Below are 15,467 nucleotides of genomic sequence, written 5' to 3' on the forward strand. Positions count from 1 at the left end.
AGCCTGCCCCCCTTTCAGATGCACTGTTTTCACCTTTAGCCCTTAAGAACAAAGAATTTCAGCTGATTTGTCAGGAATTCATGCGGACCACTGGCAGAAAAGACATTCTCATCGTATGTTGTAATCAGCTTTGTGAAAAACAGATCTCTTTTAGCCAGTGAGAAAGTGACCTGTTTTCGGTCATAACTCTAAAAAAGAACGAGCACTGATGAAGGACATAGCCCTCCTGAAAAATCATCCTGCGGCCCTTTTCGGAATGTTTCTCTGGGGGCTGGCCGTAATTCTGATCTTTGTCAAAGTCGCCCTGGAACCGGGTCAGCACACCGTGCTGGACAGCTACCTGCTCGGCGCTGATCGGTGGATCGACCGGGTAAAGCTCTACTCGGGACCAGGAGGTTTCATCTATACCCCCACCTTTGCCGTACTTTTTGTACCGATCACCAAACTGCCCATATTTCTCGCTGACCTGCTCTGGCGTTTGTTTATCATAGGTCTTTATGCCTGGGCCAGCCTGAGACTGCTGAGGCATTTTCAGGAATATTCCGGGGAAACCCTCTTTAACAGGTTTGGATTATTCAGTCTGATTGCCGTTCCCATTGCTTTCTCTGGCTTTAGAAACGGGCAAGTGAATGTGATCCTCATTGCAGCCATGATGCTGGTGATCAGCCAGATTATAGAGAAGCGCTGGAACTCGGCAGCCCTGATTCTGGCTCTGATCATGAGCCTGAAACCGACCTTTATTGTCTTCTTCCTGCTGGTAACCACACTGTTCAGGCCTTTCTGGCTAAGAGTACCGTTGATGCTATTGGCATTTCTGTCACTGCCTCTGGTGTTTGGTGGCCTGGATTATGGACTCGAACAGTACAACAACTTTCTTGAGATGGCCGACTCAGCCGTTGACCGGGGAGTGACAACACCTAACTGGGCCAGTTTCTTCAACATTCCCATGCAACTTTTCAACTACTCTGTCCCGGAAAACCTGCAGAACATTTTGAAAATCATTCTGGCAGCCATGACCTGGGCCGTTTGCTTTTATGCCATTGTCCGTCATGGTACCAGGACTGGCCTGATCTATTTATTGAGTTTTGCTGCTTGCTATCACGTTATGTTCAACCCCAGAAGCGTTAATACCGATTATATTATTCTTGGCTCGGTTCTGGCCTTTTGGTTTACTGCTGCAACCTGCCAGTGGAGAGATAAAGCCCTGGCATGGACAACCGGTTTAATTGCCCTCGGTGTTCTCTTTGCTTTTGATATTTCAAGGACGTTGGTCACAGACGCCACCAGTTGGTTCAATCCTTTGATGGCTGCCGTTTTCACCGGTGTCCTGATCTGGCAATTGAGCAGTAAAAGGGTATTTGCACCCTGAGAAAAAAGCAAAAGGCCGCTAAAACGGCCTTTTTGTCAGTGACGCTTAACCTTTATAGAGCTTGGGATTGAGCACGTCCCTCAGCCAATCACCCAGCAGGTTAATCACCAGAACCAGTGTGACCAGGATGACACCTGGAATAACCGTAATCCACCAGCTACCAGAGAAAATATACTCAAAGCCACTTGAGATCAGCGAGCCCAATGAAGGTTCCGACACAGGCATCCCCAGCCCCAGGAAAGACAGGGCGGCTTCACTGATAATGGCGTTGGCAATCTGGACGGTTGAGATAACCAGAATGGGAGACAGACAATTTGGCAGAATATGACGGAACATAATACGTCCTGAGCCAAAGCCCATGACTTTGGCAGCCTCGACATATTCCTTCTTTTTCTCAGCCAGAACCGACGCACGAATGGTACGGGCATACTGTGGCCATTCTGCGATACCAATCACCAGAATCAACATCCACATTGCCAGCTTGCTGTACAACTCTGACCCAAAGGACGCCTGAAACACAGCCAACACGACAATGGCTACCATCATAGTGGAGAACGACAGCTGAATATCCGCCATCCGCATCAGGAAGTTATCAACTCGCCCACCCGCGTAGCCAGCCGTCAAACCAATAACAATGCCCAACAACGCCTGTAGAAGGACCGCAAAGAAACCGATGGTAATGGAGATTCTGGCACCATAAAGAATGGTACTCAGCATATCCCGGCCCTGTGAGTCTGTTCCCAACAGGAATCGCTCATCGCCCTCTTCACTCCAGGACGGCGCTATCTCGGAATCCATAATATCAATGGTAGAGAGATCATAAGGATTCGTCGGAGCAATAACCGGTGCCAGCAAGGCAGCAGCGACCATAACAGTCAATATAAAAGCAGCCAACATAGCCAGACGGTCATTGACGAAACTGTGCCAGATATTGGACTGACGAATCTTTTGCCAGGTAGAAGGCACCTCTTGTGCGCTTACTTCATTCATGGGCAACTCACTCATTGGCTGCCTCCTGCCAGTTTTACAGTTGGATTAATCAGGCCATAGATCAGATCGACCAGGGTATTCACCACCACAAAGATGCCACCGACGACGATCAGATAAGCAACAATCAGGGGAGTATCAACACGGTTTACCGCTTCCAGAAACATGAAGCCCATGCCGGGCCACTGAAAGACGGTCTCTGTCAGGATGGTATAGGCGACCATGGTTCCAATCTGGACACCCCCCACCGTAATAACAGGCAACATGGTGTTCTTCAGAGCGTGCAGGAAGTAAACACGTGCTTTCTGCAGACCTTTCGCTTTCGCAAATTTCACATACTCGCTGTGCAGGGTTTCCACCATCTCTGAGCGAATCAAACGAATAAACAGAGGTAACATGATACTGGCCAGAGAAACAGACGGCAGAATCAGATGTAACCAGCCACTTTTGCTCAGGAAGCCGGTTTCCCAGCTACCAAAGACGTGGGTTAACTCACCTCGTCCGTAGGAAGGCAGCCACCCCAACTCAATGGAAAACAGATAAATACTGAATATTGCAGTCAGGAAAACAGGGACAGAAATACCCAAAATACTGACTCCGAGAATCAACTTGGACAAAAAACTGTTCGGACGTATGGCACTATAAACACCTGCTGGAATGGAGATCAAAATAATCAGCAGGGTGGCACTGAATACCAGCTCAAGCGTCGCTGGCAACTTATCCATAATGACTTCCAGAGCGGGCTCTTTAAAGAAGTAAGAGGTTCCCAGATCCCCCTGGACCGCCCTGGACATAAAGCGACCATATTGCACCAGGAAAGGATCGTTCAGGCCCAGTTCATCACGCAGCACCTCCCGTTCAGCTTCTGACACGGACTGGCCCACCATCTCTCTGAGAGGATCACCCAGATTATCCTGGATGGAAAAACTGATCAGGCTGATGACAAACATCACCACCAGACCCTGCACCAGCCTCCTGAATAAAAATAACAACATAAAAAACCCTGCAGCGTTTTATACTTGCGAAAATGCCGCTCCACTCAGATGACGACACAGACTGATCAGAGGTAATGATCGATCAGAAAAAAACCAAAAAAGGACCGGTATGAGCCGGCCCTGTGACGATTACTTCTCGCTAACGACCAGGTCAGCCAGGTATGGGAAGTTCATGATGTTAACCACTTCTTCAGCTTTAACACCTTTACGGGCGCCCCAGGCCAGGTTCTCCCAGTGCAAAGGAACATAGGCTGCTTCCTGGTACAGTTCCTTCTCAACTTCCTGCAGCAGCTTGGCGCGCTTGTCCAGGTTTGTTTCAGTACCTGCTGCTTTAACCAGCTTATCGACGGACTCGTTGCAGTAGTTACCACTGTTGTACTGACCCCAGCCTGTGCTGGCATCAGCACAGGCAGTGGTGTATTCAGTCATGTTGGCGGAATCTTCAGTATCAGAGTGCCAGCCGATCATCATGATGTCGGCAGCACGTTCATCAAATGCTGGCCAGTACTGCGCCTTGGGCATGGTTTTCAGGTCAACCTTGATGTTAATACGCTCCAACATGCTGGCCACCGTCTGGGCAATCTTGGCATCGTTAATGTAACGGTTATTTGGCGCCATCATGGTGACAGAGAAGCCATCTTCATAACCTGCTTCTTTCATCAGCTGTTTGGCTTTCTTCAGGTCGTAACGCGGTTCCAGTTCATCAACATAACCTGCGTAACCTTCAGGCCCCTGCTGACCGGCAGCCTCGGCAAAGCCCTTCATAATCTTTTTAACAATGCCTTCATTGTTGACAGCATGAACGATGGCCTGACGAACTCGCTTGTCCTGGAATGCTTCAACACGATCCTGATTCAGCTGGAAAGAAATCAGACGGGAACCGGTCAGGGTGATCAGTTCAGCATCGCCAGAACGCTTGATACGCTCATGATCATTTGGGGGCACCGGGTAGATAAAGTCCACACCACCGGACAACAAAGCGGCAACACGTGTCGCATTTTCCTTGATCGGCGTCAGTGTGATGTTATCAACGTTACCCGGAGACTGCTTGTCCCAGTATCCATCAAAACGTTCATATTCCAGCTTCACGCCTTGCTGACGCTCACTGACGACGTAAGGTCCGGTACCAGAAATGTGACGGGAAGCAAAACTATCACCGTGCTTCACGATCAGTCCCTTATCACGGCCTTTATCATCTTTTCCGCTGTAGAACTGGCTATCCATCGGGAAGATGTAGGTAGCAGAGTTCAAAACCAGTGGATAAGGCTGCTTGGTCACCAGATCAAAGGTGTAGTCGTCGATCACTTTCAGCTCGGCGAACGGCGCGAAGATCGCTTTGTAGTCCGCGCTGTTAACCATACGATCGTAGGTCCACTTCACGTCTTTGGCGGTCAATGTGTTACCAGAATGGAACTTGACACCTTTTCTCAGGGTAAAGCGCATGGTCAGGTCATCGACACGCTCCCACTTCTCGGCCAGACGAGGCTCAAAACTCAGGTCCTGATTCCAGCGAATCAGTGGATCAAAGGACATATGCGCCATCTGCAGGGTACCGCCTGACAGCTGCTCATACGGGTCCAGAGATACAGGGTCAGCGTCGTAAGCAATCTTCAGGGAAGCAGCCTGTACACTCATTGCTAATGTAGAAGCCAGAGCAACTCCGGCCAGTGACTTGATCATTTTTTTCATTATTTTACCCTCTGGGCAGGTCAACAAACGTTTTTATACTTTTTTCAGAAACAACTTTTCTGTGAAAAATTTTCCGGGACAAAAAATAAAACTGATTCTGCGCACACGGCAACGAATAGACACCCGATCCATATGTCATCAGACCAATACAGCCGGTGTCTGTTGTGCGACTTCCAGATCCTGATGGCAGAGATGATCAATTTTCGGCATCAGCTCAATCAGGTTCCGGGTATATTCGTGCTCAGGCGATTTGAACAGTTTCTCAGTCTCATCCACCTCAACCAGGGTTCCATGCCTCATAACCCCAACCCGGTCACACATCTGACGGATAACTGTCAGATCGTGACTGATGAACAGCATGGTCAGACCCAACTCTTCCTGAAGATCTTTCAACAAGTTGAGAATCTGCGCCTGAACCGATACATCCAGCGCAGATGTAGGTTCATCACAAATCAGGAAGCGGGGACGGGTAGCCAATGCCCTGGCAATGGAAATACGCTGCCGCTGACCACCGGAAAACTCATGAGGAAACTTGATCCCGGCCTTACTGCCCAGGCCAACATGATCCAGCAGGTCAGCAGTGATCTGTCTAATCTGCCGTTCAGAGTCAGCCAGGCCATGAAAACGAATGGGCTCGGCAATAATGTCGTTAACATTCATACGGGCATTCAGACTGGAATAGGGATTCTGGAATACCATTTGAATCTGTCGCCTTAAAGGCTTACGGGCCTTTTCACTCAGCCGGGTAATATCATTACCTGCGAATACAACCTGCCCGGAGTCAGGCGGATAAAGACCCGCAATCACACGAGCAATGGTTGACTTGCCTGAGCCCGATTCACCCACCAGACCGAAGGTTTCACCATCACGCACTTTAAATGAAACATTATTGGATGCGGTCACATAACGACGGTTCTTCTTCAGGAAAGCAGACTGGGTTTCAAATTTGAGTATGACATTTTCAACGCTCAGGAGATTCTCATCTTCTATAGAGCCAAAGGATTCACGCTGACCCAACCAGTGATTCTTGACATCAATGTTGCGAGTTTCAACTTTCTCAATGTATTCGACCCGAGGAAAACGGTGCAGTTTGACATCGGTTCTTGGAACAGCGCTGATCAGACTCTGTGTATAAGGATGTTCAGGGTTTTGCAGAATCTTGCCGGGCTCGCCAATCTCCACCAATTCTCCCATATACATCACGGCAACGCGGTCGGTAACGTTTGCAATGACCCCCATATCATGGGTTACCAATACACAGCCGACTTCCCGCTCTTTACAGAGTTCACGAATCAAATCAAGAATCTGATTTTGAATGGAAACGTCCAGGGCAGTAGTGGGCTCATCAGCAATAATTAATTCGGGCTCACCAGCCAGAGCAATTGCAATAACTACCCGCTGACGCATACCACCAGAGAATTGATGGGGGTATTGCTTGATTCTGATTTCCGGTTCCGGAATACCTACGGCGCTCAGCATCTCGATTGCTTTGATAAAAGCATCAGCTGGATTTAATCCGAGGTTTTCGGTAATGGTTTCAACTAATTGGGTTTCAATGGTCAGAAGCGGATTTAATGAAGTCATTGGATCCTGAAAAATAAATCCAACTCGTTTGCCACGCACTTTACGAATGGCTTCTCCAGAAAGGCCTGAAATGACTTCACCATTCAACCTGATTTCACCACCTGCCACACGACCGGGGGCACTGAGCAAATCAATAATAGCATTACCAACCGTGGATTTACCGGCTCCGGACTCTCCCACAAGGCCCAGAATCTCACCTCTGGCAACCGTGAAAGACATTCCCTTTACGGCCACTGCAACACCGTGACGTGAAGGAAATTCAATACGCAGGTCATTGACCTCCAATAAGGACATGCTCCCCCCCTCAAATTCATTGTGAAAACACAGTCGTTTGTTAATAGCTGCTCTGATAAACGAAAAACTTTTAAAAGCGATTGTCCGGTTAATCGTTTATCAGCCGATTCTTTTATTGATGACTGCTTTTTCATCTAATTCTTATTCGTGCTTTGCCAATCCTGTCGCTCTTGAATACAACGGGCTTACGGCCTTGGAGACAAGAAAGATCTAATCAAAGCTTCGGGACCTGAAAGGTGCACATTCGCCTTTTGGCAAACACTCTTTTTATACACTCGCGCAACGACCAAGGCGGAAATTGTGCGAATCCGGGATCCACCGGACGACGCTGCAATTGTATAATAAAGAGGCAACCGGAACTGTCTAACTCCGCTATTGGCGGAGTTATAACAGGCAAACCCATACAACACATTCGGGTAAACTGGGGGGAACTATAACCAGATAGTTAGAAAATAGGAAGTCTCTGTAACCAGCAACACCTATTTTGCAGGCAAAATTTCGGACATCACTTACAAGAATAAGTAGTATTAGGCAGCTTTCATACCAACTGATACAAACCAGTTACGACAAAGCTGCATATAAACGCCATAGGGACGAGCCATCAACATTAAAGCGCCTATCTGACCCAGACAAGCAGTGATAATCTGCTCTAATGTTGCACCCGTGGCCGCAACCAGCCCGACGTAAACCGGAATCTGAAAAGAAACAAACGCCACTATATCCAGGACTGTATCTCCGACTTTTCCTGATTTGAAAAAATGGCAGTAGCTCATTACCCAGTCGCGATAAATACCATAAGGACGGGCAACCAGCATGTTAACTGGAATACTCATCAAACGAGATTGCAGGGATTGTTCAATAGTCAACCCGGCCACCAGAATTTCAACCAGCAATCCAACAACCAGTCCAAAACTGATCAGGGCAAATGTATCTGCCAGTGTTTCGCGCTTAATTGACATATCACTCCCCCTGAATGCAGACAATAGAATACCTCTGACGTAAGTCACATCAGAAAAAGTCTGAAAAGTTCTGAAAAAAATTATTTGGTTGCCAGGCACAGGCCGCTGGACCTCAAGCGATTGAGACACCTGTTTGACGCGGCATAATTTATACCCGACAAGAACAATTTACAACAGTGAAATACTTTGTTTTAAGAATTAAAAACAAAGTATAAAACTTTAATAAAATATTTTTATAGATTAATAAGCTAAACAAGACTGAATGAGCAAAAAGTATCACCACTATAAAATTAACTTCTTAAGCGACCATCCGGTTTCTGGTGTATTTTTGCGCATGTTTTTTTAGGTCAGGCTGAGCTGGATAGCAAAAAACCCTGCCTTTCAACGAAAGCGCAGGGTTTCCACTTAATTCAAACTGTTTAAGTCTGGTGTCAGGCTGAGTTAGCCAGAGGTTGCAAAGCGAATACTTTCATTACAGAGTAATGTGTGCCTTCTGACGTTGTTTCGCTCTTCATCAATACCACTTCATTGACCGTCATACGGTAACTGGGCATATTGAAAAAATGACTATGAGTCACATGATGATGCTGTTTGAAACGAGCCAGTGTGACGTGAGGCCGGAAATTGCGCATTTCACGACGCATTCCGCACATAAGGGCGCCTTCTTCACAAATTCGGGACAGTGTATTCAACTGCTGGCCTGAGTGTATATTCAGAGCCAGCGCGCGGGGTCTGTGTGCATCAGGGAAAAATTCGAAACACCCGGTCATACAGTCGAATCCGTGAACATTTGCCAGGGAATCTCCAATATAACTGGAAAACTGCTCAAGACTCCGCTCGTCACACTCACCCAGAAAGCGCAGTGTTATGTGTTGCTGTTGTGGTACCATCCAGCGAAGCTTGTGCTGAAGCACATCACCGGCTCGGTGTCGTGCTTTCTTGTGCAGTGTAGCTGCAAGCTCCAGCGGAATCCTGACAGCGATGAATGCACGGATGTTTTTTTGATCTTTTGTTTTCATCAGACACTTCAATTATCACCGCTCGTTGCCAGCATTATGCCTTGGTCTGGGTCAGATAGCGACGGTAATCAGTTAAATACGATTAAGGATTTGCAAGCCTGTCTGCTAACGCTTCCAGGGTTCGACGATTGGGCTTGAGGCCGGCGGGCATCTGTTCAGCCGGGAGCAAGCGAATCATATCAGGAATCTTGAACCGACTGATAATGCCTGCAAGCTTTTGTTTTGTAAATACTTCATTCAGTGAACCTGATTCGGTTTGTACAAATGCAAAAGGCCTCTGCCCATATTCATCATTCCTTACAGATACCACAACAGCCATGGTGATGTCGTCAATGCTGAGTAGAGCCTTTTCAATTTCTTCGGGATGGATGTTCTCTCCGCCAGAGATCAGCATGTTATCCATACGACCAATGACCATTATTTGATCGCCAGAATACTGCCCAAGGTCGCCTGTGTGATACCAACCCTGCCCATCGACGATCGGAATAATGTTGCCATCCTCAAAATAACCTGCAGATAACGTTTTACCTCTGACCAGAATCTCTCCGGAAGCAACTATGGTCAGCTCCCGATAGGGTAATGGCTCACCTGATGTCACTCCCGAGCTGATAAATTGAGGGGTTCCGGTACAGACCTGGGCACTCATCTCTGTCATACCGTAAGTGGTTAGAATCCTGATACCTTTTTCCTGAACTTGAGATACCAGCTCGGGAGACGCAAAACCTCCACCCAAAAGAATGTATTTCAGCCCGGTCTCATCCAGCAAATCGGCTCCTTCTACCAACAATCGGCGCAGCTGAGTATTCACCAACGACACATGGGTAATTCGTTGCTCCACCAGCAATTGCTGCAATGGCACTTTTTGCGTGTCTACGACTATCTCGGCACCTGCGAGCAGGCAACGAACAACAATGCCAAAACCGCCAACATGAAACAAAGGCAGAGACAACAGCCAGGCGTCATGCTCTGTCAGGGGCGTACAGTATTGAGAACCTTTTGCACTGTAAACATGATTCGAGAAAGTATGACTGACGGCTTTGGGCACACCGGTAGTGCCTGAAGTCGCAATCAGATCAAACATAGCTTCTGGCTCAATGATCAGGCGGGCATCCGCTACTTTAGATTGATCCCGGAGGGCGGGCCATTCCAGACCCGGTATCTCTCCAAACCCTTCATTAAGCGCCCACTGAGCGCCAATCTTCCGGCAATACTTTGTCTTCTGCTCAGCAGGCATCTGCGGATTGACCGGGCAATAGACCCACTGGCTTCTCAAGCAGGCAATAATCAATATCACCGAGTCCCAGGCACAGGTTAACGGTACCAGAATCTGATCACCTCTCCTGACGCCCTGACTATAGAAAGCATCACGGATTGTTTCTACCCTTGCATCCAGCTCAGCCCGGGTTACAAGCTGACCATTCACTCTGACAGCAACCTTTTGAGGATCTCTGAGTGTCCACTCTCTCAGAGGGCAGAACGATAACTCCATACATTCTCCATGGCGTTGAGCAAATCTGAAGACAGACGCTGACCATACTCAGGCAAATGACAAAATCCGGGGTTTTGAAAAGCAGAAAGGGTATCAAGACCAGGACATTCCTCTGGGTCACACTGAAGACTGAGTTGTTCAATAAGGCTCAGTCCCAGGGCACTTTCGAAGGATGAGCTAAAAACGACTCTGACCTTTTTCTTCCTGGCCCGGTTAGCCATGGACAAGCATTGGGAGACACCTCCCACCAGGGTTGGCTTCAATACAACAGCTCTGAGCCCGTCTTCAGCCCTGAATCTATTCATTTCTGAGAGACTCGCGCTGACTGCAGACCCCTGCAATGTTTCATCCAGCGCATAACCCATACCGGTTTCCCGGAATAATTGCGGGAATTCTTCAAAATACGGTGTAGGCTCTTCGATATAGCTGATTCTGCTGACAGGCACCTGTCTTGCAAAACCTATAGCCTCATCAATAGACCACCTTTGATTCGCATCGAGCCTGAGTTTTACATGGGCTGGAATCCGATCAAGAATTTGATGCACCGCTCCAACATCCTGCACAGTGTCATTGCGGCCAACTTTTAACTTAAACTCATCGGGCCATTTCTCAGGCCAATCATCCAGACGTCTGAGAGTCAATGCATCGACTCCCAGCAGCAGCGGAGACTCAGAGACCTTCTGTTGACTCCATTGCTCTTCGCCGAGACTGAACTGAACACTCTCGATAGCAAAAGCAACTGATGGATATAGAAGACTTTGATCGGGTAACCCCCGGGAACAATAGTATTCTGCTGCAGCCATCAACTGTTTCAGCGCTTCAACAATACTTTCCCTGCTGAAGTCTGGCAGTGGAGAGGCTTCGCCGTAATGCACCAGTCCATTCTGATCGAACATCTCAAGAATGAAGCCTTCACGGCCTGTCAGAGTCGTCGTTTTTAATGGCAGAGGTTTGCTCAACGGCTGTCGATATCGATAGACGTTGCAGGACTGAAACAGAGCGTGCGTCATAGTGAACTCAAGGTCACAACAGTAGTTGCCTTATGATCGCAGCCATAGCTCCCGGCTGCTCCCTATGAATATTATGACCTGCCTCTTTAATTTCATGAACACTATGAAAGCAACCCATCTCAAGCAGACGATGAGCGATGGCCTGAAATTTCAAATCACGTTCGCCGCAGAAATAATGTGATGTCCCTGAGGAGCGATTTAGCATTCCCCAAAACTCTGGTTGCCTGGACAGACTGAACGCCTCAAGTGCCCATGCCAGAGATTCCCCATTGGCACCCACCTCACCTTGTGCGGAAGATGAGCCGTCAGCTTGATGACTTGAACAACGATAATTCATCAGTCGTTCCCGCTCACGACTGTTCAGATCGGCAAAAACAGGCTGGTGATACCAACGCTGCATGACTTCATTAAGTGGGTCATTGCGAAACTGCTCTGCCCAACCCTGATCATTGTTCCAGCGAGCCCGACGCTCAGTGTTGTCTTCCAGACCGGGATGGGACGACTCGACCAGCAGCCGGTCGATAGCGTCCGCTGCCTGAGTAAGATGATTCATGGCCAGTCGCCCACCCAGTGAATAACCCAACACGCTGTAGTGATCGAGACCCAGCTGGGAAAGCGTTCCCCGCAGCAGATCACCGAAGGCTTCAAACGCATTATCTCGACAGACTTTGACATCGCGGCTTTTGCCATGCCCGGGTAAATCGACAGCCACCAGATAGAGATCTTCCTGAAGGTGTCTGGCTAACCCCTCCCAGTCTCCGGAGTCTCCCAGAAAACCATGCAATAAAACCAACGGCACACCTTCGCGGACACCCCAGGTTCGATAAGCAAGATTGGTTTCGTTCATGACAACACCTCCAGCTGACTTAGCGCCTGCTTTATCTGCTCAGCAGCCTGACCGGGTCGAGTCATCACCTCAATGACTGAAGCACCTGACTTTCGGCTCACCTGCTTCAGAACAGCTGCCAGTGCCTCACGACTGTCAGGCTGATGATAAGACAACCCAAACATTTCTGCAGCCTGACGGGCACTCAAACCATGGGGGGTGACAAAATATTTCTGCGCGGCTTCCGGTCGATCCTCAACCGGCAACAAGTTGAAAATACCACCACCGTCATTGTTGATGACTAACAGGGCAAACGGTGAATCCAGCTGCCTCAGTAGTTGCAGAGAATTTAAATCGTGGAGGAATGAAAGATCGCCGATGACGGCCACCATAAATTTCTTTTCACTCACAGCACAGCCCGCCGCTGTTGCCACCAACCCGTCAATGCCACTGGCACCGCGGTTAGCGTACACCTGCCCGCACTGTAAAAGGGAGAACATATCCAATAGCCGAATGGGCAGACTGTTCCCGATGAATAGACTACAGTTCTCAGGTAATAGTCTGGTCAGATGCGTCCCCAACCAACGTTCTGTCAACAAGCCCGGCGCGGAATCCAGTTTAACCACCAGACTACGAACCGATTGAGATAACTGTTCGATCTGGCCTTTCCACACTGGATCGGAGCCTTGATCGTCGGAAAGCCCGCTCAACATGCGACAGCAGTCAGCAACAGGTCCGACCAGTCGATAGGTCTGGCAGTGACCGGTATCCATTCTGCGAAGCCCCTGACCAACCATCCAGTAATGCTGCCACTCACCGTAAGAGATGAACTTGTCCAGTCTCTTTGACACCAGATGAGCACCCACCTGAAAAATGCGATCTGCCTGACTTAACAAAGCTTTTCCGGCTTTGCTGGCCAGCAGCAGATCAGGATGGGGAACCGTCGCCGGGTGGCCATGAAGCTGGGATTGAAGATCGGCCAGCAGTGGCCAGCCCAACGCCCGGGCCAACTTTACAACCGCTTCGGCAGACTCTTGCTCATCAATCCGTCCTGCTATGATCAGACCTTTGCTCGTCGAAAAGTCTGACCAACCAACGGGACTTTTGTCCAATGACACATTCAGCTCAGTGTTATAGGCAGTAAAAGGCGTATTGGCTGAACACCAGAATGACAATCGATTCAGATAACCTGAATAATCATAGACCTTTCCTACCGGATACAAAGGTTCCCGGAACATACAGTTGATATGCATTGGAAGCCCCTGCTGGCAGGAACGGGCAAAGGCTTGATCAATACTGGTCAGTAACCAGCCGGGAGGAATATTCTCATCAGGTGTTGGCAGTGTTAAAGTAGCCTCCGGATAGTCGGCATAAATATCCTGCTGCTCAATGGCCTGATTAGCTCCGCAGTCAATAAGCTCAGGAGGTCGATCGGCGGTGATTATAACCAATGGCACATCTGACTGTCTGGCTTCTATGATGGCGGGATAAAGGTTTGCAACCGCGGTCCCGGAAGTAGTCATCACCGCAACCGGTTTACGGGTACTTTTGGCCAATCCCAGAGCAAAGAATCCCAAACCACGCTCGTCAAAGTGCACATGCTTTTCAAACTGACTGTTTTCTGCCGCCACCAGTGTCAAAGGGGCAGAGCGAGAGCCCGGGGCAATGCAGACATGCTCAACACCCAGCCGACTCAATTCTTCCAGAATCAGTGCAGACCAGAGAAAATTAAGGCTGGGATGCCTGGTGGGAAAGGTCATGAGATCGTCCAATACGGTTAGATGTATCCATCACACTGGTCTTGGGATCCAACAATGATAGAACGGTTCCGATCTTGTTATTCAGCTCCTGCCACTCATCCCGGGCATCTGAGCCATTGACTATGCCGGCACCTGAAAACACCTTGAGCTGTTGCTCTTCCAGCAAAGCACTGCGTATCAATACCGTGAAATCGCTGCGCTTTTTACCCAGCACACCACAAGCTCCGGCATAAAGCCCTCTGCTATAGACTTCACGCTCTTCAATGAAATCCTTTGCCACCTCTCTGGGCTCACCTCCGACCGCAGGCGTGGGATGCAAAAGCGAAAGTATCTGACTGTCACTGACTCCATCCTTGAGCACGCCCCTGATTAACTGCCTTAGATGTTGAATCGTTTTTAGCTTGACCACGGAATGACTGCGGTCAAATTCCAGATCAGTGCAGATGGATTCAAGCCGCATCCGGATATCATCCAGCACGAGGCGATTTTCATGAACATTCTTTGAGTCATTGAGCAGACATTGCTCAAGTTTCAAATCTTCATTGCAATCAATGCCCCGCCGGGTCGTCCCTGCCAGAGCTTCAGTCTGAACAACCCGATCGACACGACGAAACAAACGTTCCGGAGAGCAGCCAAAAAAGAGTGAGCCCTGATCGGATTCAAAGGCAAAAACATAAGACCTGGGATTTGCCAATTGCCAGTGATACAGTAGCATCCAGGGATCCAACTGACCTTCCAGCAGACTTAATCTTGCCTCCCTGGAAAGCACCACTTTTTTCAGGGCACCTGACTCAAGCCCCTCAAGTGTCTCCCCAATCAGGGAATCCCAATGCGCCTTGTCAGGTCTGAATTCCGGGGTTCCCAATAGACAGTGAGTGTCCCCTTCTTCCAGTGTCCAGCTGACCCGTTCAAGATAACCCAGAGCCTTATCGATACTGGTGATCCATGACAGCCCATCATGACCCATTAGGTGACAGGCCAGCGAACATCCTTTTCGGGTCTGAACCACTTCGATCACCGGGAAAAAGAATTCGCCATACCCAAATGCAGGCCAGATCATCTTCTGACTGTCCGAAAAAGACAGGTATCCAAGGCAGCGCGTCGTTTTATCCAACATTGCGTTCACCTGCTGAAAGCAAGTGTTCACTTCAGACCGGTCTTTGATCTCGAATCGCCAGGCTTTTCCAAGACCCGCCACTTTATAATCACTGTCGCGATCCTGCCAGTAGGTTTTTTCAGGTAGTGTCTGATCAGACAACCAGTTGAATAGATTAATCATGGGAAGAGGCTGTTCAGTCCTTACCAAAGTCCGCTCTGGTGCATCGGACAAGCGAAGCTGTCTCAACCGCTCAGTCAGCTCTGCTACCTGACTTTGAACTTCTTCTATCAACACCCTACTCCCAAGCGCTTAGGCAAAATTCAGATAGTAAATGGTACGTATCAGAATCAATCCCTTCAGGATGGTATTTACCGAAGCATTAATGAA

At 48.7% G+C, this 15,467-nt stretch carries 12 protein-coding genes; 1 reads left to right on the top strand and 11 read right to left on the bottom strand.

What is annotated here, in order from left to right:
* Positions 1-208 precede the first annotated feature (208 nt).
* Positions 209-1,369, top strand: coding sequence for a glycosyltransferase family 87 protein (locus KBW69_RS04105; protein ID WP_257280003.1), 1,161 nt, complete (start codon positions 209-211; stop codon positions 1,367-1,369).
* Positions 1,370-1,414: 45 nt separating this feature from the next.
* On the opposite strand, the gene KBW69_RS04110 is transcribed toward KBW69_RS04105, so the two are convergent.
* From KBW69_RS04110 to KBW69_RS04160, 11 genes are all read right to left on the bottom strand, one after another.
* On the bottom strand, positions 1,415-2,359 hold the full coding sequence (locus KBW69_RS04110; RefSeq protein ID WP_373690670.1) for an ABC transporter permease: 945 nt from the start codon (positions 2,357-2,359) through the stop codon (positions 1,415-1,417).
* Positions 2,360-2,370: 11 nt separating this feature from the next.
* Entirely contained in the window at positions 2,371-3,351 is a 981-nt protein-coding gene (locus tag KBW69_RS04115) for an ABC transporter permease (RefSeq protein ID WP_257280005.1), read from the bottom strand.
* Positions 3,352-3,480: 129 nt separating this feature from the next.
* Entirely contained in the window at positions 3,481-5,040 is a 1,560-nt protein-coding gene (locus KBW69_RS04120) for an ABC transporter substrate-binding protein (protein WP_257280007.1), read from the bottom strand.
* A gap of 138 nt (positions 5,041-5,178) precedes the next feature.
* Positions 5,179-6,918, bottom strand: coding sequence for an ABC transporter ATP-binding protein (locus KBW69_RS04125; protein WP_257280009.1), 1,740 nt, complete (start codon positions 6,916-6,918; stop codon positions 5,179-5,181).
* Positions 6,919-7,445: 527 nt separating this feature from the next.
* Complete coding sequence (gene alaE / locus KBW69_RS04130) at positions 7,446-7,877, bottom strand: L-alanine exporter AlaE (protein WP_257280010.1); 432 nt, start codon at positions 7,875-7,877, stop codon at positions 7,446-7,448.
* A gap of 431 nt (positions 7,878-8,308) precedes the next feature.
* The gene (thpR, locus tag KBW69_RS04135) at positions 8,309-8,896 is read right to left on the bottom strand and encodes an RNA 2',3'-cyclic phosphodiesterase (RefSeq protein ID WP_257280011.1); all 588 of its coding nucleotides are present in this window, start codon (positions 8,894-8,896) and stop codon (positions 8,309-8,311) included.
* Between the two features lie 82 nt (positions 8,897-8,978).
* Entirely contained in the window at positions 8,979-10,385 is a 1,407-nt protein-coding gene (menE, locus tag KBW69_RS04140; RefSeq protein ID WP_257280012.1) for an o-succinylbenzoate--CoA ligase, read from the bottom strand.
* Positions 10,361-11,395: an o-succinylbenzoate synthase gene (gene menC / locus KBW69_RS04145; protein ID WP_257280013.1), complete on the bottom strand. Its 1,035-nt coding sequence runs from the start codon at positions 11,393-11,395 to the stop codon at positions 10,361-10,363. The genes menE and menC overlap by 25 nt, the downstream gene beginning before the upstream one ends.
* Before the next feature lie 13 nt (positions 11,396-11,408).
* Positions 11,409-12,242 (bottom strand): 2-succinyl-6-hydroxy-2,4-cyclohexadiene-1-carboxylate synthase, encoded by an 834-nt coding sequence (gene menH / locus KBW69_RS04150; RefSeq protein ID WP_257280014.1) that lies wholly within the window; start codon positions 12,240-12,242, stop codon positions 11,409-11,411.
* Positions 12,239-13,981, bottom strand: a complete 1,743-nt coding sequence (gene menD / locus KBW69_RS04155; RefSeq protein ID WP_257280016.1) for a 2-succinyl-5-enolpyruvyl-6-hydroxy-3-cyclohexene-1-carboxylic-acid synthase — start codon at positions 13,979-13,981, stop codon at positions 12,239-12,241. The genes menH and menD overlap by 4 nt, the downstream gene beginning before the upstream one ends.
* Positions 13,950-15,371, bottom strand: coding sequence for an isochorismate synthase MenF (locus KBW69_RS04160; RefSeq protein ID WP_257280017.1), 1,422 nt, complete (start codon positions 15,369-15,371; stop codon positions 13,950-13,952). Before KBW69_RS04160 ends, menD begins: the two co-directional genes overlap by 32 nt.
* Positions 15,372-15,467 lie beyond the last annotated feature (96 nt).

This window comes from Endozoicomonas sp. ISHI1 (genome assembly GCF_024606225.1).
Lineage (GTDB): Bacteria > Pseudomonadota > Gammaproteobacteria > Pseudomonadales > Endozoicomonadaceae > Endozoicomonas_A.